Origin of the sequence: Marinobacter shengliensis (assembly GCF_003007715.1) — a bacterium.
GTDB lineage: Bacteria > Pseudomonadota > Gammaproteobacteria > Pseudomonadales > Oleiphilaceae > Marinobacter > Marinobacter shengliensis.
On the sequence record NZ_PXNO01000023.1, the window covers coordinates 162,801 to 186,436 of the forward strand.

General features: G+C 57.1%; 21 protein-coding genes. 13 read left to right on the forward strand and 8 right to left on the reverse strand.

The window, feature by feature from the left end; translation table 11 throughout:
• Positions 1-38: 38 nt before the first annotated feature.
• From nosZ to C7H10_RS10015, 5 genes are all read left to right on the forward strand, one after another.
• Entirely contained in the window at positions 39-1,934 is a 1,896-nt protein-coding gene (nosZ, locus tag C7H10_RS09995) for a TAT-dependent nitrous-oxide reductase (RefSeq protein WP_106694747.1), read from the forward strand.
• A 280-nt stretch (positions 1,935-2,214) separates the two neighbouring features.
• On the forward strand, positions 2,215-3,483 hold the full coding sequence (locus C7H10_RS10000) for a nitrous oxide reductase family maturation protein NosD (protein ID WP_106694748.1): 1,269 nt from the start codon (positions 2,215-2,217) through the stop codon (positions 3,481-3,483).
• Positions 3,480-4,412, forward strand: a complete 933-nt coding sequence (locus C7H10_RS10005; protein ID WP_106694749.1) for an ABC transporter ATP-binding protein — start codon at positions 3,480-3,482, stop codon at positions 4,410-4,412. The genes C7H10_RS10000 and C7H10_RS10005 overlap by 4 nt, the downstream gene beginning before the upstream one ends.
• Positions 4,409-5,239, forward strand: a complete 831-nt coding sequence (locus C7H10_RS10010; RefSeq protein WP_058092703.1) for an ABC transporter permease — start codon at positions 4,409-4,411, stop codon at positions 5,237-5,239. The genes C7H10_RS10005 and C7H10_RS10010 overlap by 4 nt, the downstream gene beginning before the upstream one ends.
• Before the next feature lie 20 nt (positions 5,240-5,259).
• Positions 5,260-5,877, forward strand: coding sequence for a nitrous oxide reductase accessory protein NosL (locus C7H10_RS10015; RefSeq protein ID WP_106694750.1), 618 nt, complete (start codon positions 5,260-5,262; stop codon positions 5,875-5,877).
• Between the two features lie 228 nt (positions 5,878-6,105).
• On the opposite strand, the gene moaA is transcribed toward C7H10_RS10015, so the two are convergent.
• From moaA to ytfE, 3 genes are all read right to left on the reverse strand, one after another.
• Positions 6,106-7,098, reverse strand: coding sequence for a GTP 3',8-cyclase MoaA (moaA, locus tag C7H10_RS10020; RefSeq protein ID WP_106694751.1), 993 nt, complete (start codon positions 7,096-7,098; stop codon positions 6,106-6,108).
• A gap of 152 nt (positions 7,099-7,250) precedes the next feature.
• The gene (locus tag C7H10_RS10025; RefSeq protein WP_106695156.1) at positions 7,251-9,536 is read right to left on the reverse strand and encodes a nitric-oxide reductase large subunit; all 2,286 of its coding nucleotides are present in this window, start codon (positions 9,534-9,536) and stop codon (positions 7,251-7,253) included.
• Positions 9,529-10,212 carry an iron-sulfur cluster repair protein YtfE gene (gene ytfE / locus C7H10_RS10030; RefSeq protein WP_106694752.1) on the reverse strand — a complete coding sequence of 228 codons (684 nt, stop codon included), beginning with the start codon at positions 10,210-10,212 and terminating at the stop codon, positions 9,529-9,531. Before ytfE ends, C7H10_RS10025 begins: the two co-directional genes overlap by 8 nt.
• 226 nt (positions 10,213-10,438) lie before the next feature.
• Here ytfE and C7H10_RS10035 point away from each other — a divergent pair, with 226 nt between their 5' ends.
• From C7H10_RS10035 to C7H10_RS10045, 3 genes are read left to right on the forward strand one after another with little or no spacing between them, the layout of a single operon-like run.
• A complete protein-coding gene (locus tag C7H10_RS10035) occupies positions 10,439-10,663 on the forward strand; it encodes a hypothetical protein (RefSeq protein WP_106694753.1) in 225 nt (74 codons plus the stop codon).
• Between the two features lie 23 nt (positions 10,664-10,686).
• Positions 10,687-11,079 (forward strand): YbaN family protein, encoded by a 393-nt coding sequence (locus tag C7H10_RS10040; RefSeq protein WP_244178247.1) that lies wholly within the window; start codon positions 10,687-10,689, stop codon positions 11,077-11,079.
• Positions 11,080-11,108: 29 nt separating this feature from the next.
• On the forward strand, positions 11,109-11,546 hold the full coding sequence (locus C7H10_RS10045) for an RrF2 family transcriptional regulator (RefSeq protein ID WP_058092706.1): 438 nt from the start codon (positions 11,109-11,111) through the stop codon (positions 11,544-11,546).
• On the opposite strand, the gene C7H10_RS10050 is transcribed toward C7H10_RS10045, so the two are convergent.
• Together C7H10_RS10050 and C7H10_RS10055 are read right to left on the reverse strand one after the other, a co-directional pair.
• On the reverse strand, positions 11,534-12,625 hold the full coding sequence (locus C7H10_RS10050) for a fatty acid desaturase family protein (RefSeq protein ID WP_072676455.1): 1,092 nt from the start codon (positions 12,623-12,625) through the stop codon (positions 11,534-11,536). The two genes, C7H10_RS10045 and C7H10_RS10050, sit on opposite strands and share 13 nt — an antisense overlap.
• Before the next feature lie 48 nt (positions 12,626-12,673).
• Positions 12,674-13,780, reverse strand: a complete 1,107-nt coding sequence (locus C7H10_RS10055) for a ferredoxin reductase (RefSeq protein ID WP_106694754.1) — start codon at positions 13,778-13,780, stop codon at positions 12,674-12,676.
• Between the two features lie 197 nt (positions 13,781-13,977).
• On the opposite strand from C7H10_RS10055, the gene C7H10_RS10060 reads away from it, so the two are divergent.
• Positions 13,978-14,607 (forward strand): TetR family transcriptional regulator, encoded by a 630-nt coding sequence (locus C7H10_RS10060; RefSeq protein WP_058092709.1) that lies wholly within the window; start codon positions 13,978-13,980, stop codon positions 14,605-14,607.
• Between the two features lie 9 nt (positions 14,608-14,616).
• On the opposite strand, the gene C7H10_RS10065 is transcribed toward C7H10_RS10060, so the two are convergent.
• Positions 14,617-15,993 carry a GntP family permease gene (locus C7H10_RS10065; RefSeq protein ID WP_106694755.1) on the reverse strand — a complete coding sequence of 459 codons (1,377 nt, stop codon included), beginning with the start codon at positions 15,991-15,993 and terminating at the stop codon, positions 14,617-14,619.
• Between the two features lie 11 nt (positions 15,994-16,004).
• Entirely contained in the window at positions 16,005-16,775 is a 771-nt protein-coding gene (locus tag C7H10_RS10070) for a class II aldolase/adducin family protein (RefSeq protein WP_106694756.1), read from the reverse strand.
• 108 nt (positions 16,776-16,883) lie between these two features.
• Here C7H10_RS10070 and C7H10_RS10075 point away from each other — a divergent pair, with 108 nt between their 5' ends.
• Positions 16,884-17,576, forward strand: coding sequence for a Crp/Fnr family transcriptional regulator (locus tag C7H10_RS10075; RefSeq protein ID WP_106694757.1), 693 nt, complete (start codon positions 16,884-16,886; stop codon positions 17,574-17,576).
• Positions 17,577-17,599: 23 nt separating this feature from the next.
• On the opposite strand, the gene C7H10_RS10080 is transcribed toward C7H10_RS10075, so the two are convergent.
• Complete coding sequence (locus C7H10_RS10080) at positions 17,600-19,072, reverse strand: WS/DGAT/MGAT family O-acyltransferase (protein ID WP_106694758.1); 1,473 nt, start codon at positions 19,070-19,072, stop codon at positions 17,600-17,602.
• A gap of 212 nt (positions 19,073-19,284) precedes the next feature.
• Between C7H10_RS10080 and C7H10_RS10085 the strand changes: the two genes are divergently transcribed.
• The 3 genes from C7H10_RS10085 (at position 19,285) to C7H10_RS10095 (ending at position 23,565) form a co-directional block, all read left to right on the forward strand.
• Complete coding sequence (locus tag C7H10_RS10085) at positions 19,285-20,184, forward strand: bile acid:sodium symporter family protein (RefSeq protein ID WP_106694759.1); 900 nt, start codon at positions 19,285-19,287, stop codon at positions 20,182-20,184.
• A gap of 96 nt (positions 20,185-20,280) precedes the next feature.
• Entirely contained in the window at positions 20,281-21,420 is a 1,140-nt protein-coding gene (locus tag C7H10_RS10090; RefSeq protein ID WP_146136808.1) for a putative solute-binding protein, read from the forward strand.
• Between the two features lie 3 nt (positions 21,421-21,423).
• Positions 21,424-23,565, forward strand: coding sequence for a TRAP transporter large permease subunit (locus C7H10_RS10095; protein ID WP_208622823.1), 2,142 nt, complete (start codon positions 21,424-21,426; stop codon positions 23,563-23,565).
• The last annotated feature ends 71 nt before the right edge of the window (positions 23,566-23,636 follow it).

Genomic DNA, 23,636 nt, shown 5'->3' on the forward strand with positions numbered 1-23,636 from the left:
AAGCTAAAACCGCCATAACCAATAACGGAGTTGTCGCTATGAGCAAGAAAGATGATCTGAGCCAGAACGCACCGGAGGTTCCCGAAGGTGGCCTGAGCCGTCGCCGCTTTATGGGGGCCGCGGCCCTGGCCGGCGTGGCTGGTGCAACTGGCCTCGGCACCACCATGATGACCCGCGAATCGTTCGCCGCCGCAGCCCGAGACGCCCGCAACAAGGCCCATATTGAGCCAGGGGAGCTGGATGAGTACTACGGCTTCTGGAGCGGTGGGCATCAGGGTGAAGTGCGTGTTCTGGGTGTTCCGTCCATGCGCGAGCTGATGCGAATTCCAGTGTTCAACGTGGACTCTGCCACCGGCTGGGGCATCACTGACGAAAGCAAGGAAATCCTGGGTAAAGACAAGCTGTACCTGAACGGTGACTGTCACCACCCGCACGTCTCGATGGACGATGGCCACTACGATGGCAAGTACCTGTTCATCAACGACAAGGCCAACAGCCGGATCGCCCGTATCCGCCTGGATATCTTCAAGACTGACAAGGTCACCCATATCCCGAACGTTCAGGCGATTCACGGTCTGCGTCTTCAGAAGGTGCCGCGCACCAAGTATGTTTTCTGTAACGCGGAATTCGTGATTCCACAGCCGAACGATGGCAGCGATTACAGCCTTGAGAACAGCTACACCATGTTTACGGCCGTAGACGCAGACACCATGGAAGTGGCATGGCAGGTGATTGTCGACGGCAACCTGGATAACACCGATGCGGACTTCACCGGCAAATATGCAGCCTCTACCTGCTACAACTCCGAGAAAGCCGTAGACCTGGCCGGTACCATGCGTAACGACCGTGACTGGGTGGTGGTGTTCAACGTTGAGCGTATTGAAGCGGCCGTGAAAGCCGGCAACTTCAAAACCATCGGTGATTCCAAGGTGCCCGTGGTTGAGGGGCGCAAGGGTTCCGACGTTACCCGTTACATTCCGGTGCCGAAGAACCCTCACGGCCTGAATACCTCCCCCGATGGCAAGTACTTCATTGCCAACGGCAAATTGTCTCCGACCGTGTCCATCATTGCCATCGACAAGCTCAATGATCTGTTTGATGACAAGATCGGTGACCGCGATCCGATTGTTGCGGAGCCGGAGCTGGGTCTTGGGCCTCTGCATACCACGTTCGATGGTCGCGGCAATGCTTACACCACGCTGTTTATCGACAGCCAGGTGGCCAAGTGGAACATTGACGATGCCATCAAGCACTACAATGGCGAGAAAGTGAATTACATCCGCCAGAAGCTGGATGTTCACTACCAGCCGGGCCATAACCACGCGTCGCTGACTGAATCCCGCGATGCGGATGGCAAGTGGCTGGTGGTGCTGTCGAAGTTCTCCAAGGACCGTTTCCTGCCGGTAGGCCCGCTGCACCCGGAGAACGATCAGCTGATCGATATTTCCGGCGAGGAAATGAAACTGGTACACGACGGCCCTGCTTTCGCTGAACCGCACGACTGCATCCTTGTGCGCCGTGACCAGATCCGTCCGAAGAAGATCTGGGACCGGAACGATCCTTATTTTGCCTCTACCCGTGCGCAGGCTGAGAAAGACGGCGTGACGCTGGAAGCGGATAACAAGGTTATCCGGGATGGCAAGAAGGTTCGTGTGTACATGACCTCTGTGGCACCTCAGTTCGGGATGCTGGAGTTCAAGGTGAAGGAGGGTGATGAGGTTACGGTGGTTGTGACCAATCTGGACTCCATTGAGGATGTGACTCACGGGTTCTGTATGGTGAACCATGGTGTGAGTATGGAGATCAGTCCTCAGCAGACGGCATCGGTGACCTTTACGGCGGGTAAGCCTGGGGTTTACTGGTACTACTGCAACTGGTTCTGCCATGCGCTGCATATGGAGATGGGTGGTCGCATGTTGGTCGAGAAGGCCTGATAGCTTCTGACCTTGGTTCGGGGTCCCTTTTTTGGGGCCCCAGCCTTCAAGTATTGGTGAAGCAAACCAATGGGAGAGGCCTTTCCAAAACACGCTGTGGATACGTCCGTGTACGCTCTGCTCCGCCATCCCTGGCTCCGCAAGGTTTTGGAAAGGCCTCTCCCATTGATTTGCCCGGCTTTGTGCAGCCCTCTGGGAGCTGCAGATTTGAGGAGTTTTCCCGTGTGTTGTCTGAGATTGCGACGTCCACGGGCTATTTATCAACCTTAGAGAGCATTTGATGTATCAACTTTTGCGTTATGGGGTGGCCCTGTCAGTCGCTCTGATTTCGCTGACCGCAAGTGCCAACCTGCAAGATCAGCTGGATGCCCTGGAGCCAGGCGCATCGTTCGAGCTTCCTTCCGAGCAGCTTCCACCATTGGCTATCCGGGTGCCCGGCGTTTCTGTGTCCTGTGCTGAGGATTCGGTGATTGATGCCGGCGGGGCAGGGCATGGCGTGGAGATTCTGGCGGAAGGGGTGTCGTTTTCCGGTTGTGTGGTGCGCAACTGGGGTCAGGATCTGAATGAGTTGGATGCGGGGATTTTTGTGGCTCGGGAAGCTAAGGGGGCGGTTGTTGCGGATAACCGGCTTCAGGGGCCGGCGTTTGGGATTTGGTTGGATGCGACGCCGGATGTGGTTGTCCGGAATAACGAGATACGGGGGGATACAAACCTTCGGTCCCAGGATCGGGGCAACGGGATTCATCTGTTCAATACCACCGGGGCGTTGATTGAGGGAAATGACATTCGCCAGACCCGGGATGCGATTTATATCGAGACGGCGAATAACAACAAGATTCGCAATAACGTGATGTCGGATCTGCGTTATGGCATTCACTACATGTACTCCATGCACAACCTGCTGGAAGGCAATGTGACCCGTGGCACTCGCACGGGGTACGCGTTGATGCAGAGCAAGTATCTGACGGTGGTGAATAACCGGTCGGAGAATGATGAGAATTACGGGATTCTGATGAATTTCATCACCAATTCCACCCTCAAAGGCAATGTGGTCACCGGGGTGTCTCAGGGGCAAACCGGTGGGGTGATGATTTCCGGAGGCGAGGGCAAGGCGGTGTTCATCTATAACTCGCTGTACAACACCTTCGAGGGTAACTACTTCGGCAACAGCAATATCGGCATTCATCTGACCGCCGGTTCCGAGCAGAACGAGGTGTTTGATAATGCCTTTGTGAACAACGAGCGGCAGGTGAAGTATGTGGCCACGCGTACCCAGTCCTGGGCGAAGGATGGGCGAGGGAATTTCTGGAGTGATTATCTGGGCTGGGATCGTAACCAGGATGGCATTGGTGATGTGCCCTACGAGCCTAATGACAACGTGGACCGCTTGTTGTGGAAGTACCCGGAGGCGCGGGTGCTGATGTTCAGCCCGGCGGTGGACACCCTGCGTTGGGTGCAGGATGCGTTTCCGGTGGTGAAGTCTGCCGGGGTGAGTGATCCCAAACCGTTGATGCGAATTCCCGAACACCTGCAATCGGAGATCCGATGAACTGCTTTCGACTGGACAATGTGAGCCACCGCTACGATAAGGCGACGGTGCTCCACGGCGTGGACTTGCGGCTGGAGCCGGGGGAAATTCTCGGACTGTTTGGCCACAACGGGGCGGGTAAAACCACTTCAATCAAACTCATTCTGGGTTTGATGAAACCGACCCAGGGCCAGGTTTCTGTGTTGGGTGGCGAAGCTGGTGATCCCCACGTAAGCCAACATATAGGCTATCTGCCGGAGAACGTGATGTTCTACCCGCAGCTGACTGGGCGGGAAATCCTCAGCCATTTTGCCCGGCTCAAAGGTGCGAGCCTGAATCAGGTGCCAGAGCTGCTGGAGCAGGTTGGCTTGGGCGATGCCATGGATGCCCGCACCAAAACCTACTCCAAGGGCATGCGCCAGCGCCTTGGCCTGGCCCAGGCGCTGCTCGGCAAGCCCAAACTGTTGATGCTGGACGAACCCACGGTTGGTCTGGACCCGGTGGCAACGGCTGATTTGTACCGGTTGCTGCGGCGCCTGCGGGATGAGGGCACGGGCATTGTGTTGTGCTCCCATGTATTGCCGGGGGTAGAACCCTATATCGACCGCGCCGCCATTCTGACCGATGGCGCCTTGAAAGCCGCCGGCGACCTGCCGGCACTTCGCCGCCAGGCCAACATGCCGGTCACCCTCAGCCTGGAGCCGGCCACTACCATGATGGCGCTGGAGAAAGCGATTGACGGTGCACGCCCCAACGCCGGGCTACTCATGAAAAGCAACAACGGCCGCCTGCAAGTGGACGTGAGACCGAAGGAAAAAATGGCGTTGATACACGCATTGATGAACTCCGGAGAGGTGGCGGACCTGGGAATACACCAGCCCAGCCTGGAAGATATCTACGTCCACTTCATCGGGTCGGGCGGACTGGCCCACCGGGGAGGTGGCCAATGAATGCTATCTGGACCATTGCCCGCAAGGAACTCAGCGACAGCTTTCGCAATCGTTGGCTGGTGGCGATCAGCCTGGTGTTTGCCACCCTGGCTCTGGGCATTGCCTGGTTTGGTGCGGCGGCGTCCGGGCAGGTCGGTTACGCCTCCACGCCGGCCACCATTGCCAGCCTGGCCAGCCTTGGCATTTTCCTGATACCGCTGATTGCCCTGTTGCTTGCCTACGACGCTATTGTGGGTGAAGAAGAGGGCGGCACACTTCTGCTGCTGATGACCTACCCTCTCAGTAAAAACCAGCTCCTGCTCGGCAAATTCCTTGGCCACGGCCTGACCCTGGCCCTGGCCACACTCATCGGGTTCGGGGTTGCGGCCATCGCCATCGCCGTCCTGGTAGACGATGTCGCCGTCGGTGCCCTGGCGGCCGCCATGGGCCGGTTCATCGGCTCAACCGTTCTGTTGGGGTGGGGGTTCATCGCCCTCGCATACCTGGTCAGCGTCCGGGTCAGCGAGAAACCGGTCGCCGCAGGCCTGGCCCTGGCCATCTGGTTCTTCTTCGTACTGATCTTTGACTTGATGCTGCTGGGCATCCTTGTTGCCAGCGAGGGCAAGCTCAACCCGGAGCTGCTGCCATGGTTGCTGATGCTGAACCCCACCGATATCTACCGCTTGCTCAATATCGTGGCCTTCGGTGATGGCAACCAGCTGAGCGGTGTACTCAGCCTGGGCTCAGACCTGCCCATCGGTACCGGAGGACTCTGGCTGGGCCTGGCGCTCTGGTGTGCCACACCGCTGATTGGCGCCCTGTTGTTATTCAAAAACCGAAAAATCTGATACCACCGGAGAACAGAACCATGCCCACACCGCTCACCAAATGGCTTATAGCGGCCCTGACGGCGATCACCCTCGCGGGTTGCTCCAACGGCGAACAACAAACCGCTGCCAAACCCGACCCCGTTCACTTTGACTCCGGCGACGAATGCCACGTATGCGGCATGGTCATCACCAGCTTCCCCGGCCCCAAAGGCCAGGCCTTCACCGAGCGCCAGCAGCACACCCGCAAGTTCTGTTCCACCAAAGACATGTTCGCCTGGTTCCTGCAGCCGGAAAACGAAAACCGCGACCACACCCTCTACGTCCACAACATGGCCGAAACCCACTGGGACCACCCGGACGACACCCACCTGATCGACGCCCGTGAAGCCTGGTACGTCGTCGGCTCAGAACGCACCGGTGCCATGGGTCCGACCTTGGCCTCGTTCGAAACAGAATCCGAAGCGACCGACTTTGCCGCAGAATACGGCGGTCAGGTCATCGGTTTTGCGGATATCACGCTGGAGCACCTGAATGCTGGTATGGCAATGCATGGCATGGAGGGGATGGATGGCATGCACGATATGCATAATCAGGAAGATGCCGGTATTCGTTCCGGTCAGATGACTGACAATCATAGCAGTCACAATGGCCATTGAGATGCCCGACGGCTGGATCAGATAACCACGGGAGGCTTGAGATAGCCTGTAAAGGCGGAGTCCGAGAAGTAAGAGAGAGCAGGTGAGGGAAGGCTTTACAAAAATTTGCGGAGCCATGGATGGCGGAGCAGAAGCGCCACAGGGATGTGCCGAAGGAGCGGTTTTTGGAAAGCCTTCCCTCACCTGCTCTAACGCCTACCCCCGCAGGCTAGGAGCCGAAACAGACAATCAACCGCCAGTCATATTCATAAACCGAAGAATCTGAACCTCACCATTGCTGGAAAAGTGATGCCGCTCCGGCTTCAGATCCATCGCATCAATGATCGCCTGCTGAAGCTTGTCATCCGTCACCGGATTGCCCCGTAGAACCCGCCGCAAATCCACCGAATGCTCATTGCCAAGGCACAGCAAAAGCCGTCCCTCAACCGTCACCCGAACCCGGTTACAGGTCGAACAGAAGTTATGGGAATGCGGTGAAATAAACCCAACCCGAACATCGCTGTCCGGCATCTGATAGTAACGTGCCGGCCCGCCAGAATCCTTGGCTACCGGAATCAGCTCATGGCGCCGGCGGATAATCTCGCGCACTTCCTCGCTGGTGCACAAAGCAAGACCACGATCATGCTCCGAAATCTCGCCCAGCGGCATCTCCTCGATAAAACTGATATCCACCTGCTTTTTCCGGGCAAACTCAATCAGCTCCGGAATCTCTTCATCGTTACGGCCTTTCATCACCACCGTATTCAGCTTGATACCGCGGAAGCCTGCGTCCCGGGCGGCATCAATACCGTCCAATACCTGCTGCAGATTGCCAGTGCGGGTAATGGAACGGAATTTTTCGGAATCCAGGGAATCCAGACTGATATTGAGACGGTGCAGGCCCGCCTTACGCAGTTTCTCCGCCATGGTCGGCAACTGGCTGCCATTGGTGGTCATGGCAAAGTCCCGCAAACCATAGGTGCCTACTTCGCGGACCAGCTCAAGGATGTCTTTGCGGACCAGGGGTTCGCCACCGGTCAGGCGGATTTTTTCCGTACCCAGGGCAACAAAGTTTCGAGCCAGCCTGGCGATCTCCTCCAGCGTCAGAACCTGCTGGCGGGGCAGAAAGGTCATGTCCTCCGCCATGCAGTACACACAGCGGAAGTCGCAGCGGTCAGTCACCGACAGGCGCACGTAATTGACGGTGCGGCCAAATCGGTCGGTCAGCTTGGCTTGCGGCATGGGCAGGTTTCCCTGTCTGGAGTCATATGTATAAAGGATAGTCAAAGTATCACAGATATCCCAACCCAATCCGATACCTCTCGGGGGGTAATCCCTGTATGAACCAAAAAAAAGGGGCCAGAAAAGGCCCCGGGGAAAACGGTCAATACACTCTATGCCCGCTCGGAGATGGCCTCATCATCAGGGTAGGGCGCCGGCTCCAGATTGGGGAAGAAAATGCCTTTTACCACCTGCCAGGTGACCCCAAGCGCCCCAACGATGAACACAACATCGCCAATAGTCCGGATCCAGCGAAGGGTTTGCAGGACATCGCTCTGCAGGAAGGCTTCGCTTCGGGCGTACCAGAGGCCTTCACTGGCACTTGCCAGGAACTGGATGATGCCGATGGGCAACAGACTGGTGAACAGCATGAGGACGAGCCCGATATTCAGCCACCAGAAGCTGATCTTCATCAGTCGTTCGTCAAAGACAATGCTCGGCCTGATGTAACGCAGGATCAGCAGCGTGAAGCCCAGGGCCAGGAACCCATAGACACCAAACAGCGCTGCGTGGGCATGGGTGGGCGTCGTGTTCAGGCCCTGAATGTAATAGAGGGCGATCGGCGGGTTAATCATGAAACCCAGAACACCCGCGCCGAGCATATTCCAGAACGCGACAGCAACGAAGAACATCAGCGGCCAGCGGATATTTTCCATCCACGGAGCGCGGGTCTTCAGCCGCCAGTTTTCCCAGGCTTCATAGCCAAGGACAACCAATGGCACAACTTCCAGTGCGCTGAATGTTGCACCAACCGCCATCACCGGTGTTGTGGTGCCAGAGAAGTACAGGTGATGGAAGGTCCCTGGTACGCCACCGAGCATGAACAGGCTGGCGGAGGCCAGACTGGCCGACGTTGCGATGGTGCGCGAGACCAGTCCCATGCTGCAGAAGATGAACGCCAGGGCGGCCGTGGCGAATACTTCAAAGAAGCCTTCTACCCAAAGGTGAACAATCCACCAGCGCCAGTATTCCATGATGGAAATATGGGTACGTTCTCCGTAGAAGAAACCAGCGCCGTAGAACAGGCCAATTGCAACCACCGAGGCGGTGAGCAATGCCAGCAGGTTTTTGTCACCGGGTTGGCGAAGTGCTGGCACAATGCCGCGTAACATCAAGACCAGCCAGAAAACGATGCCCAGGAATTTGCCGATCTGCCAGAGACGCCCAAGGTCGACAAACTCATAACCCTGGTGGCCCAGCCAGAAACTCAGATGCGGGGGCATGATCTGGGCAATGGCCAGGAAGTTACCGATGAATGAGCCGCCAACGACCACAACCAGTGCCCAGAACAGCACGTCTACACCCAGTTTCTGGAATTTCGGATCCTTGCCGCCGTTGATGACGGGCGCAAGGAACAGTCCGGCTGCCAGGAAGCCGGTCGCAATCCAGAACAGCGCCGCCTGAATGTGCCAGGTGCGGACCAGCGAGTACGGGAGCCATTCCGACGTGTTGATTCCGTAGAAGCCCTGACCCTCGACGGTGTAGTGTGCGGTAAACCCACCCAGCATGACCTGGAAGGTGAAGAGGCCGACGACCAGCAGCAGATACTTTCCCAGTGCCCTTTGGGAGGGGGTAAGTGCAAGGGCACTGATGGGATCTTTAAGCGGCGCCGCAGGTTCATCGTCATCGTGTTTGCGCAAGAATGCCCAGGCCCAGATCAGGCCTCCTACCCCGGCGATCAGGAGAATGACGCTGATCACTGACCAGACCACATTCTCGCCACTGGGCTTGTTGTCGATCAACGGTTCGTGTGGCCAGTTGTTGGTGTAGGTGACGTTGCTTCCCGGGCGCTCGGTTGCTGCAGCCCAGGCCGTCCAGAAGAAGAACTCAGTCATTTGCTGCCGGCGCTCGGGGCTGGGCAGTGTGTTCTCCTTCATCGCATAGCTTGCGCGGGTGGATTGTAGCTCTGGCGCATCGCTGAATAACCGGCTGTAGTAGTCGGCCGTTTTGGCAATGGCGCGGGTTCTCCGGTCTGAGAGATGCAGGGTACCGGTGGCGTCATCATAGGTGTTGTTCCGGTATTCAGTTTTCAGATCGTACTGCAGAGCGTTCTGTTGTTGGCCGCTCAGGCTGTGCCAGGCATGCCCGAACTCCTCCTGTGCGGCAATTTCCAGCCAGGTTTCCAGTTCGCGGTGAAGCCAGTCTGCAGTCCAGTCCGGCGCCTGATAGGCACCATGCCCCCAGATAGATCCGACTTGCATACCGCCCATGGACTGCCAGGCAGTCTGGCCATCAAGAATGCTCTCTTCTGTCATCAGAAGGTCGCCAGCGGGAGAAACCACCTGGTCGGGTATGGGGGGAGCCTCTCGGTAGACCTCCCGACCAAAGTAACCAAGCAGTGTAAAAGTGATTGCCAGAATGGCGATCAGAATCCACCAGAGTTTTCGATAGTCAGCCACGTTGCGCGCCCCCCAGCAAGCCATCAACCCGGTGGAACAACACATTGTTTTCCAGGTGGATGTGTTCCATGAGGTCATTCTCCAGTTCGGTCAGGCCCAGATAGAGCGCTCTCCAGGTGTTGCATGCACCTTCTGGCAAGGTCAGGTTGAAGGTGAGGCTGTGGATTTCAGCCAGGGCGGCACCATGGTCCTCGTGTTCATTGCGCATGACTGAAACCGGTGCTGCGGCCATGCCAGTGATTCCACGGGCAATCATCGGAAACAGGATCTGTTCCTCTTTTTGCATGTGCGATTCAAGCTCGTTCTGCATGTTTTCAAGGTGTGCGCCCAGCCCTGAAGGGCAGCGGGGGTGCTTGCTGTGAACGCGCTCTACGCGCTGAGCCAATCGAATCAACTCAGGGAGTTGTTCACGGTGTACATCGTGGAAGCGAGTCAGAATGTGCTCAATCAACGCTTCGTTACTGGTTTGGTCTTCTGGCGTAGCCTGGTCAGTCCGGGCTTGCAAGGCGATCAGCTGGCTGGCAATGGCGTTCGGGTCGAGTCCTTTTGCCGTGGCTGCAGCCATCAATGAGGCGTCACCATGACAGCAAAAGTCGAGCTTGTGGCGATGCAGCACGGCGGAGGCCCCAGGAATGTCACGGGCCAGCTGGCCGAGTGGAAGGTTAGTCAGGTTCATGATTATGCACTCCTAAACATGTATAACAGATAAATGTATCGGAGTGAATTTTCATTTAGATGTAAGTTGAATGTCAAATATAAAGTTCTAGGATTCTGTGTTTCAGGTCTTTAAATTGGCTCTTGCAATTGATTTGTTTAGATATTTTTTCGAATTTGATTTTCGATGTCGTTCGATATAGCCTTAAAGATGTAATCGCAATAAATGTAATTAGGTGGAGGGGGTTATGGAACGCTTTGAAAAATGGCTGGTCATATCCAATACCGCGGTTCTGGTGTCGTTCCTGGGGTTGCTGTTGACGGTGATGCTGGCTTACCCGCTGGCCGATGCCTTGGCACTGCCAGTGCAGATTGCCGCCCACATCGGAACCCTGTTATTCGCGGTTGGGGTGAAAATTGCCTACGTTGCCCGTCTGGCCTTTCTGAGCAAGTTGGGCAGACCCGTACACTGATTCACGGTAGAATAGATGCAGTTATGAATCGTTCCGAGACCCGTGCCATGAAAGCACCTTCCGGTAAAACCGGTTTCCGGATACTTGCGTATATGTCTGTAGCGATTGGTGCCGTCGGGGTTGTTCTTCCGCTGTTGCCGACCACGCCGTTTGTCATACTGGCGGCTTACTTTGCCAGTAAAGGGTCTCCGGAGTTTGCCCGGTGGCTTGAAGAGCACCCGACTTTCGGCCCGGCAATTGCCCAGTGGCATGAGCGCAGGGCCATTCCGGTTAAGGCGAAGATTCTTGCCTGCGCCATGATGGCGTTGAGCTGGAGCATGTTGGTCTGGCTAGGTTCAACGGTATTTGTATTGACGGTTTCGGGGCTGTTCCTGCTGAGCGTTGCAGGTTATCTGCTCACGAGGCCATCCTGTTAAAGTTTTCCGTCATATTTATGGAGTTATGAATGCACATCACCCGCTATACAGATTATTCCTTGAGAGTTCTGATTTATCTGGCTGAACAGGGTGATCGTCTGGCCACCATTCAGGAAATTGCAGACAGCTACGAAATTTCCAAGAATCACCTGATGAAAGTGGTTCATCAGCTCAACAAGAAAGGCTACATCGAGACCATTCGGGGCAAGAAAGGTGGTATGCGCCTGCACATGGCGCCCAATGAGATCAACATCGGTGTTCTTGTCAGGGAAACGGAGCAGGACCTCAGCATTGTTGAGTGCTTTTCATCAAAGAACGCCTGCAAGATCACCCCGGTGTGCGGCCTGAAGGCCATGTTTGCCGAAGCCTTGAAGGCTTTCCTTGAAACACTCGACAAATACACTCTGGCCGATGTTATCCAGGATAAACACCGGCCACAGCTGGTGCGCTTGCTTCAGATCGCCTGAAGCTCGCGCTTTCCTTCCAATCGGGTTCTTACCACGTCCGGCAGCGAGAATTTGCCGATACGTTTGAGGACGGTGCCATACTGTTTGGCAAAGCTCCCGGTGTTGTACGGAATGTCGTATTTCTCGCACACTGCCTGAACCTTCTCGGAAATCTCCGGGTAACGGTGAGCCGGCAGGTCGGGGAACACGTGGTGTTCAATCTGGTAACTCAGGTGTCCGCTCAACACGTGCAGCCACTTGCCGCCGGTGAAGTTGGATGAACCGGTGAGCTGGCGCAGATACCAGTGGCCTTTGCTTTCACCCTCGCATTCTTCCTCGGTAAAGGTCTCCGCATCTTGGGTGAAGTGCCCGCAGAAGATAACGGTGGATGCCCAGATGTTACGAATCAGGTTAGCACCCACGTTGCCTGCCAGAACGATAGGAGCGACAGGCAGGGTCAGCAGCGGGAAGAATACGTAATCCTTGAATCCCTGGCGGCCACCCTTACGGACGAAATCCTTCAGGAACGGCAGCTTGTCGCGCCAGCGCAACTCTCCCCGGCGGATCTTCTCGCTCTCCAGCTCGTGTACGCCGACGCCCCACTGGAACAGCACGGTCAGCAGGATGTAGTTGATGAACTGCAACAGGTGGCCGGGGTGCCATTTCACGTCATCACTCAGGCGCAGCACCGCATAACCGTAATCCCGGTCTTTGCCGATAATGTTGGTGTAGGTGTGGTGCTCGTAGTTGTGGGTCCGGCGCCAGGAATCGCTGGTGCAAACGGTGTCCCACTCATAGGTTTGAGAGTTAAGGGCCGGGTCATTCATCCAGTCGTACTGGCCATGCATGACGTTATGGCCGATTTCCATGTTCTCTATGATTTTTGCGATACCCAGCGTAGCGGTAGCAGCCACGAATACGGGTGGAATGAAGCCGAAGGGCATCATCACCCGGCCGCCCACTTCCAGGGTGCGGTGCAGGCGGATGATCTTGCGGATGTACTTGGCATCCCGCTCGCCCAGGTCTGCAATGACCTCGTCACGGATGGCGTCCAGGTCTTTCTGCAGTTCGTTCAGTTGGTCTTCGTTAAGCTTTTTCATATCGATGACTCCCTGCGGCAATAATCGCCGCAATACAAAAGAATGGGGTTAGACGTCCAGGGCGACAGGCCCTTGGGGAACCGAAACACAAAGTTGAACAGGCTCTTCACCCGGGCCGGAGACCTTGCCGGTAAGTCGATTAACCACGATGCCGCTGGTTTTGCGGCAGCTGCACTGGTGGCAGATGCCCATGCGGCAGCCGTATTGGGGTTTCAGGCCAGCGGCTTCGGCAATCTCCAGCAGGTTGGCATCGCCTTCTGAGCCCACTTTCAGGTTGCTGTTGGAAAAGGTCACCTCACCGCCCAGTTGATCGCTATCCAGAGATGCCTGTGCCGGGGGCGCAAAAAAGGTACTGTGCATCTGCTTCTCCTTCAGGCCGCGCTTGGCCAGAAGGTCCGTTGCCAGGTCCATCAGACCTTTGGGTCCGCACAGGAATACTTCTCTGGCCTTGATGCCCGCGACGGTCTCCAGGTCGCTGTCCCGCAGATAACGAGGCTCGTCGCTCTCATTGGTTGCGATGATAGTCAGTGACAGCGCAGGCCAGCGTGCTGCCAGGGCCTGCAGTGCTTCCCGGGCGATCACGTCATTATGGGTGCGCACGTAATAAAGCAGGGTAACGGGGGCCCGATAGTCCTCTGCTGCCATGGTCTGAAGCTGGCTCAGGATAGGGGTGATGCCGCTACCGCCGGCAATGAACAGCACGGGGTGCGCCGGCTCGGGAATCAGGAACTCCCCAAACGCCTCTGTAAGCCCAATCACATCTCCCGGTTGCAGGGCGTCGTGCATCCAGTTGGTGACCAGTCCACCGGGCAGGCGCTTGATGGTCAGGGTGATCTGCCCCTCGGATTGCCACAACAACGGTGAGCTGGACAGGCTGAAGGTGCGGGTGCGGCGAACACCCTCTATATCGGTACAGATGTTCACATGCTGACCTGCCTGGAACCCGGCCCATCGTTTTGCCGGCTTCAGAACGAAGGTTTTGGTGTCAGCTGTTTCGTTAATAATGTTCTCTACCCGTGCCGGTGTGTACTCTTGTACCCACATCGGGTTGATGGCTTCGGCCAGCGGGTCGAAATAGCCGGCCGGGTTGTCCCGGTTCAGTAACTGCCGGCCAAGCCAGTGAAGTGCTTTGGTGTTTGAAAGTCGTGCCAGCATGATTGGTTCTCCATACTTGTTGGTACTTGTTCCACTGCATGTGTACAAGTGTTCACTAATGTGTACGACTGTACACACAAGTTTGACTTTCAACAATTACCTGGCGTGATGGTTGGCTCGAAATGACAAGTCTGGTGGTTCTTTCTCCGGTCTAATGTGTACACTTGTGAACCTGGTTAAGCGGTACGGGAAGAGGAATGGCAGACAAACAAAGGCGCAAGCCAGGGGAAACCCGCGAGAAGCTGATGAGTGCGGCTCTGGCATTGGTGGGTAAAGGCCGGCATTTCGCCAGCCTGGGCATTCGGGAGGTCACCCGGCAGGCGGGTGTGGTGCCTACATCCTTTTACAGGCATTTCCGGAGCATGGACGATCTGGGTTTGCAGCTGGTGGATGAGCTGGGCCTGGTGCTACGCCGAATGATGCGGGAAGCGCGAGCCAATGTGTTGCAGGCGGACAAGCTGATTGAAGAGTCTGTGGGTATCTTCGTGGCTCATGCCCAGGCCAACCGAAGTTTCTTCCTGTTTATGGCTCAGGGCCTGGCGGGGGAAAGTCGGGCGGTACAGGAGGGGATTCGCAGTGAAATGCGTTTCTTCGCCAGCGAGCTGGCCAACGATCTTCGCCGGCTCAGGTTAATGGAGCATCTTAGTGACGCCGATCTGGATGTAACATGCGATCTGGTAGTGCGAACCGTGGCCTTCAGCCTGACCGACCTGCTCAGCATATCCGAAGACGACGATTACCAGATCGGCCAGGTGCGTAAGCGCACCACCCGTTTCCTGCAGATGGTGTTTGTCGGCGCTGCCAACTGGAACAGCGACAGCGCCTGAGGCGGGACACTAGGTTGCCGACGCCACGCCAATGGCCACCAAGGTGGCGATAACTGGAATGGCGACGGTCACCACAAAGATGTCCTTATAGGCTTCCTTGTGCTTGAGGCCCATGATGGTCAGCATGGCAATTACCGCGCCGCAATGGGGCAGTGAGTCGATGCCGCCGGAACCGAGGGTGGCAATTCTATGCAGGGTCTCCGGCTCTATACCCATCGCAAGATACTTTTCCGCAAAGGTCTGCATGAAGATCTGCAATCCCCCGGACCCCGAGCCCACAATCGCCGACACCACGCTGACTGAGGCGAACGCGGATAACAGCGGAGGTAGCGGCAGCTCCAGTACCCACTGCGCAAAGCTGTTGAAGCCGGTAGTCTGAGTCACCACGCTGCCAAACCCGATCACGGCGGCCGTGTTGAGCAAAGGCATGATAGCGTCGTTGGCGCCAACGCCCAGACTTTCCATGGCCTTGCTGCGAAAATCCGGGAACAGCAACACACAGCTACCCGCGCCAATCATCAGGGCAAAGCTTGGCCAGACGATCGGCTCGTTACCGGCGAAAGCGATCAGGGGGCCCAGCAAAGGCGTCTCGCCATCGGCTATGCCGAGTGCGGTTAACAGTCTCGGAACAATAATGGTGCCCAGAACCAGCAGTAGCGGAACAATACTGCGTTGCCACTTGGGCCCATGCTGTAGCGCAGGCGCCATGTTCTCCATGTATTCATCCTGGGCATTCACCTGGTAGCCCTCTCCGGCTGCGCGAGCCCGGGTCCATTGCCGTTCCAGGTACACCAGTCCCAACACCAACATAACAGCGCCGGCGGTCAGCCCGATCAGGGCGCCGGCAAACAGGTCTGTGCCAAGAGCGGAAGCCCCGATGACGTTGTGTATAGAGGGAGTGCCAGGCAGTGCCGTCATGGTAAAGGTGCCAGACCCCAGCGCGCTGGCGCCGCAAAACAGGCGTTTTGGCAGGTTGGCTTCGCGCATGAGCGCGACGCCCAGCGGGTACATGGTGAAGATCACCACAAACACCACGACACCACCATAGGTTAACAACGCACACACCAGTATGGTCACCAGGATGGTGCGTTTTGCGCCCAGGCCACGGGTTATGGCATTGGCGATGGAGCCCGCAGCCCCGCTTGAGGCCATCATCTTGCCGAAGATGGCGCCGGCGAGGAACAGGATAAAAAACTTGCCGGCAAAGCTGAAGGCGCCCAGCGGACCAAAAGGAAAGTGTTCCAGCAGGGTCGGGGATAGTCCCAATCCGTTGGTCACCGCGACAATCAGGCTGGATACCAGCGCTGCGACCAGAATATTGATTCCGCGCAACGCCATCACAATCAGCAAAATCAGACCGGCCAGAAGGCCAAGGTTTGCAAGCATGTGAGCTCCTGTCAGTCCCGGAAACCTGGGTCAATGCGGTCCAGCTTGCGCAGCAAGCCAGGCCAGGCCAGTTTGCCACCAAGGCCTTTGGTAACCTGTTCGGCTTGCTGTTTGATGGTGTCGACTATGCCGGCGGGGATGGGCGTCAATGGGCGGTCGCCCGACAGCGCTTTGATCTGGATCTGACACGAGGTCTGCAGTATGTACATGGCAAGAAACGCATCGGCAATGCTGGTCCCGGTGGTCAGCAGGCCGTGGTTGCGCAGGATCATGAAGTTCGCGTTGCCCAGATCTTTTTGTAGACGTGCCTTTTCGTCTTCCCTCAGGGCAACACCCTCATAATCGTGATAGGACAGGCTGGCCAGCGCAAACAGGCTTTGCTGGGATAGGGGAAGCAGGCCATCCTGTTGCGCCGATACCGCAATGCCGTCGGCGGTGTGCAGGTGCATCACACAGGCTGCGTCTTCTCTCACCGAATGAATGGCGCTGTGGATGGTAAAGCCGGCGGGATTGATGTCGAAATCGTCGGGGTCGATCTTGTTTGCGTCCTGGTCAACACGTACCAGGCTTGATGCGGTAATTTCCTCGAACATCATCCCGTAGGGATTGATCAGGAAATGGTGCTCATCGCCGGGGATCCTCGCGGAGATATGAGTAAAGACAAGGTCGTCCCAACCGTGGAGTGCCACCAGGCGATAGGCCGCTGCAAGGTCGACCCGCAGTTGCCATTCTTGTTCACTGACGTTGTTTTTCTTTGACGGAATGGAGAGCTGTTCTGACATGATGTGTTTCTCTCTATGGGTGTTGTTCTTGTGGTATTCATCCTCTTTAGCGTCGAGTGTAGGGATAAGTGATCGGCCAAGACTGTCAAATTGTTTACAATTGAGGTTATGACTAACATCAAGACCATCCTGGCTGACTGCCCCTTGTTTGCAGGTTTCCCTGTGCGGGCGTTTGACGACCTTGCCGACATTGCCCGAGTTCGGATATTCGATGCGGATGAGCCGATCTACGACAAAGGATCTGCCACAGCCACTCTGAATGTGATTGCCTCGGGTGTGGTCCGGATAAGTTCCGTCAATTCCGCAGGGCGGGAAGCCACTCTGATCATGTTCAACGCCGGAGTCTGGTTCGGGGATTCAGTTTTTTCTCCCGGTATGAAAAGGGTGTACGGCGCCACGGCTCATGAAGCGGCAACCCTGGTAGAGCTACCGGGCGATGCATTCCGGAGCGTAATGGCAAAGTACCCTGAGTGCTATCCGGTGGTTCTGGACATGGTAAGCCGCCGGTTATGGGCGGCGATGTCGATTATTGAAGACGATGCACTTCGAGGCGTTGCCGCAAGGATTGGCCGGAGGTTGCTGTTTCTGGCCCAGATTCAGGGCGATGGTGACGCTGGCACCGAGCCGGTGACCATCCGCATTACCCGGGAACACATTGCGAATATGATGGGCATGACCCGACAGGGCGTGCACCAGTGGATCAAGCATTTTGAGCAGCGGGGGCTACTGAAACTGACCTACGGCCGGATCGAACTCACCGATCCGGCCGCATTGCAGGATTACCTTCAGACCCTGGATTAGCGCCGGGGAGGTCTGCCCGGAGATCAGCTTTGGCTTTTGGTGCCCGTAGCTTTCGGCGCTTTTCTGCTTCTTTGAGGTTTTACCTTTGTCGTTTTAGCGGGCGGAGGCAGGATCAGGCTCTCTAGCTCATCCAGTGCTTCCCCGGTGTACACCGCCAGCTTCTGCATGCTGGGTAGAGTGTCGCGGCAGCCGGTGTAACCGAAGTTCAGTGAGCCGGCATAGCTCAGGCAGGTAATGTTCAGGGCCCCGCCGTGGGCAATCAAAGACACCGGGTACATGGCCTCCAGCTTTGCGCCCTCGTAGTAAAGCGTTCGCTCCGGCCCCGGGACGTTGGAAATCGTCACGTTAAACACCGGCCGCATGCGCCCGCCCAGGCCAGACATAAGCTGCAGGATATAGGGTGACATCAGCAGCATGGTGTATTGGGTCAGTGCACTCTTCGGCAGTTTTTGCAGATGTTCCTTGGCCCGTCGGGTAGATGTTTTGATCTGCTGAAGCCGGTTCAACGGGTCGGCTTCATCGGTAGCGAGAGAGGCAATCATGAAGCTGATCTGGGTACCTGTACCCTGGTCATCTGCCGGGCGGATGTTAACCGGAATGCCTGCCGTCAAAGGGATGTCTGGCAGCTGGTCCTGCTCAAGCAGGAACCGGCGCAGAGCCGTACCGCACAAGTACAGAACAATATCATTCAGGGAGCCACCGCTGGCATGTGCCAAGTCTTTCAGCCGCTCCAGTTGATAATGCTGGGTGGCGAAACGGCGCTGGCCGGTCACCCGGTGATTCAGCAAAGACACGGGGCCAGTGAAGGGTGCTGTCAGGCCATCTTCCGGGTGCCGCACAGAGTGAACCAGGCGGTTACCGGCCTGCCAGAGTCTTGGCGCCATATCGGCCTGCAGTTTCAGCGCGTCCATGGCTTGCGAGACGGCCGCCGGCACACTGGCCTCTTTGTCTGTCTTGCTGCCACGGCGCCGCTCGGGACGAACCGTCCAGGGCGGCGGCATGTTGGTGCGATCCGGGTCGGTGGTCAGTACACGCTGCATCAGGCGCACGCCACTGATGCCGTCAATCATCGAGTGATGCATCTTGGTGTACAGGGCAAAACGGTTGTTTTCCAGCCCCTCGATGACATGGCATTCCCACAGCGGGCGGGAAAAATCCAGGGGGTTGGAGTGCAGGCGCGACACCAGAATGCCAAGCTCCCGCTCGCCGCCGGGACGGGGCAGGGCTGAGTGTCTGACGTGGTAATCGAGATCGATGTCCTTGTCGATTTTCCAGGCTGGTGCCACCAGTCGCCCAAGAAAGCCGGACCAGGCCAGCTTGTATCCCCAGGGGGCTGCGACATCACCTGCTTCCTTCATGCGGGTCACCATGTCCCGCAGAAAAGTCTCCGTAGCGCCTTCCGGTAGCGAGAAAATCTGTAAATTACCGACGTGCATGGGGGTATCTTCAGATTCTACCGCGAGCCATGAGGCGTCCAGTGTTCCGAGACGTTTCATTCCTTGTGTATCTCCGTCACTTAGTCATTTTTTGATTGTTACATGCAAGTATACTGATTACCGCAGTAACACACGATCAAAACGCCCATTTAGTTCTGGCTTTTACAGGGTTTTGCAGTTACACAATGTAGCCATCCGGCGCTGCCGATCTGTCGGGTAGTGTGCTAATTTCTCTCTGCAAACAATGAATAACAAAGAATGACGGAGGTTTCGTGGAATCCAGCCCGCTGATCTCGGCAGGTTTGCCGGTGGCGCTCTTTATCATCATGATCGGTATCGGGATGACCCTGACCGTTCGGGACTTTCGCCAGGTGGCGGTTTACCCCCGTGGCATGGTGGTCGGCACCATCGCCCAGATATTGTTGATGCCGCTGGCTGCGTTTGCGCTGGCCTATCTGTTTGGGGTGTCGCCTGCCATCGCGGTGGGGCTGGTGATTATTGCAGCCTGCCCTGGCGGCACCACATCCAACCTGTTCGTTTTACTGGCCAGGGGCAACATTGCCCTGTCTATTGTTCTGACCGTGGTAGCCAGCCTGATCACCATCATAACCCTGCCGCTGTTTGCCAATATGGCCCTGCAGCATTTTATGGGCACGGCGGAGGACATCTCGCTACCAGTGGGCAAAACCATCGGCATGCTGGTGGGCATCGTGTTGTTCCCGGTGGCTCTTGGCATGATTGTGCGCACTCGCAAGCCTGAGCTGGCACGTAAAGCTGAGAGTGTCGTCAGCATTTTCGGGGGCGTGGTGCTGGCGGTTCTGATTGTGGCCCTGCTGTTCGGTGTTCGTGACCAGATCGGCGATTTGCTGAAGCAGGCTGGTCCTTCAACCATCATGCTCAATGTGGTGGGCATTGTTCTGGGCCTGCTTGCCGGGCGTGCGGCGGGCCTGACGCAGCGCGAGTCGCTGGCCGTGGCGGTTGAACTGGGCGTCAAGAACGCGACCATTGGCCTGATGGTTACCCTGACGCTGCTGGAATCCAGCGCCATGTCCATCCCCGCTGCCGTATACGGTGTGCTTATGTTTCCCATCGGGTTCTTGCTGGCGGTTTATGGCCGCAGCATTATTCCCAAATCCAATGTGCAGACCACCGCCTCCCAACCAGTCGATTGACATATTTGCCAGCCGCCCGCTGCCGCCAGAGACAGAGGGGCATGAAGGCATCACTGTTACCCTGAGCCCACAGATTTTCAGCTCAGGATAACAATAATGATGCCTCTTGCCCTTCGAACGCCCCCTTCCTGCCACTGGATCACCCGGTGTCTTTTACTGGCGACCACCTTCGCGATGTCTTTCCTCCCGGTTCTGACCTGGGCCAATGAAGACTTGCGGGCGAAGGTTTATGACCAGAGCCTTCCCCTGGAACAGCGTATCAACGCCATGCAGGAATTGACCGGCCTGCAGCCCGATCCAGACCGGACCTACCGGGTATGTGTCTGGGATATCTTTGGGCGCTCCGGCCCTATTTATGGCGCAGCCCAGGATCAGCGGCACCGAATTCTTCAGTACGGTATCAACGTAGAGATGGTGCCCTACACCAGCGAATCGGTGATGGTAGAAGAGCTCAAATCCGGTACCTGCGACGCGGCGCTGATGAGTGGGCTGCGTGCGCGATTGTTCAATCAATACACCGGCACCCTGGATTCGATTGGCGGCTTCCCGGATCACGAGCAAATGCAGTTGGGGTTGCAGCTGATGGCCGATCCCCGCAGTGCGGATCGCATGGTGAGCAACGGTTATGTGGTGATGGGTATTGCTCCGGCGGGCGCCGCCCACGTGTTTGTGAACGACCGCAGCATCAATACCCTGGCAAAGGCATCTGGTAAGCGAGTGGTGGTGCTGGATTACGATCCTACCCAGGCGGAGATGATTTCTGGTGTGGGCGCTACCCCGGTGGTCGCTGACATTGTTAATGCCCCCAATATGTTCAATACCGGGGTGGTCGACGTACTGGCAGCACCGCTGGCAGCCTATGAGGTATTGGAGCTGCACAAGGGGCTGGAGCCGGACGGTGGCATTATCGACCTGCCGTTGACCCATATCACCATGCAGCTGATTGGCCGCGCCGAGGTCATCCCCAACGAACTGGCGCAGCTTGTGCGAGAGGCTTTTTTCCAGGGGTCCGATGAAATAATCAGTCGCGTCCGGATGGAAGAGGAAAAGGTGCCGGACAAGTGGTGGATCAGAATTCCCGCTGAAGACCGCCGGGAATACGATGCCATGATGCAGGCAGCGAGGCTGGAGTTGCGCGAGCAAGGGTACTACAGCGGGGACATGTTGACTCTGCAGCGCAAGATCCGGTGCCGCGCTGACGGTAGCCGTGAGGAATGTAGTAATCCGGTGGAGTAAGCCATGACCACCGATTCCCGGACCGCTCCTGTATCGGCCAGTCGCACCTGGTCAATGACCCTGGCCAGTGCGCCGATGCTGGCCATTCTTGTGCTGACGTTGTTGGCCTCGGTAGGCGAAACCCTGCACTCGCGGATACTGGAAATCGGCGGGGAAACCTGGCCCGACTACTTCAACCTGCGGGTGATCGACCGGATCAGTGCGCCGGGTTGCCAGGTCGTGGTCGATGAAGAAGCGGCTGTAGACCTGGCGGTTGCGGTTAAAAAGGCGGAAAAATCTGCCGACCCATTTGCCGATGTGTTCGGCGACCAGATCGACCATGAACAGGTCCGCGCTTCAGTGCTGGCCGCGTCCCGCGCCTGCGAGAATCGTCTTGCTAATTGGGAGCGCCTACAGTCGCTCAACACTCCAGGGGTTCAGGCTTTCGTTTTGGTAGAGGCAGGGCTGTCTCAGGCCGTTCTGCTGGTAACCGGAAATCGTCGGGTGCTGCTGGGGCTGATGCTGCTGTTCTGTGCAGCGGCCGCAACCCTGGGGCGTCAGCACATTGCCCTTCGGCCGGTAGAAAGCCGTCTGGATGATCGGGTTGCCACGGTTTCGCAATTGGTGGCCAACGGGTTACTGACCGCCTCTACCTGGCTTTATCGGCAACAGGAGCTGGCCCAGGCAGAGGCCGGCATGCCCCTGGCCCATCTGTTCATGCACGATATCTGGGTGGCGGGTTTTGGTTCGCTCACCCTGATTTCCCTCTGGCAGCTGCGCCAGCGGAGGGATGACCTGCCTGTGGGCAGAAGCTGGTCTCGGGCCATGCTGAGCGTACCTCTTTACAGCTTCATGTGTATTTCTGCCTCTATCCAGTTTGCGTTTCACGGCTTCTACCACGGTATTGCCGTCTACCTCACCATGATGGCGGAGTTATCGGCACTGTTCCTCAATCTTGGGCTCTACGTGTGGGTGGGTATGTTGCTGGCGCGCACCCATCTTCCCAGGAAGGTCTTCGATGTTCTGCGGCCCTGGCGGTTGCCTCCGAAATGGCTCGGGGTGGCGGTGCTGCTGCTCACTGCCTTGCCCACCGCCTACAGCGGCGCGTCCGGTATCTTTATTCTGGCGGCGGGCCTTACTCTTTACCGGGAGCTGCGGCGCGCGGGTACATCGGAGCAACTGGCACTGGCGACTACGGCGATCTCCGGCTCCATGGGGACCATGCTGCGTCCCTGTCTGCTGGTGGTCATTGTTGCCACCCTCAACAACAGTGTGACCACCGATGAACTGTTCAGCGCCGGCGCCAGGGTATTGTTGTTGACCGCGTCGGTGTACGCGATTTATGTGTTCCTGATTGGCGGGCCGTCGAAAGGAGAGATCGCTCCACTGCGGGAGGCGGTGCCCGGCATGCTGCGTGCGTTGTTGCCACTGCTGCCTTACGTGGCTATTTTCGCGGGCGTGATCCTGCTGTGGAATCTACTGCTGAATAGGGGGCTGGATGAGTTCTCTGCGCCAGCCATTCTGCCGTTGATTTTGCTGCTGGTGCTGGCGTTCGAGCGTTGGGTGCTCAAAACACCGGATCCTGACACTGATGATTTGCCGGAGGATGCCCGTGGTCCGTTGGCAAGCGGCTTTTCATCCGCTGTGTTGCGCGCTACCCGTGAATCCAGTGCCCTGATCGGTGCCCTGCTGATGTTAATGGCACTGTCCGTCAGTGTCGGCGGCCTGATCGAACGTTCGGGCTTACTTGAGTTGTTCCCGGAACAACTGGGATCGGTGTGGATGACGCTTACGCTGCTGATGGGCTTGCTGGTGTTTATAGGCATGATCATGGACCCCTATGGCGCGGTACTGTTGGTGAACGCCACGCTGGCACCAATTGCCCTGAACAACGGTATTGATCCGCTTCACTTCTGGGTGATGACCGTGCTCGCATTTGAAATGGGGTATCTGACTCCACCCGTGGCGCTCAACCATTTGCTGACCAGGCAGGTGGTGGGCGTGCCCACATCGCCGGAGAGCCTGTATGGTACCTTCTGGCAGCGCAATTTCCGCTTCATTCTCCCGGTGATGGTCATGGGCACTACGCTGTTGATGGTGACGTACCTGCCAGCCTTTGGGAGCACAATATTCCAACTATTGTTGGGTATTCAGTCTCCGGCTTAGTCGTTATGCTCAGGCCTGCGTGGATGTGATCGGGTTCGCGGCTGGTGCGTATCATGCAACTGATGGCAGGG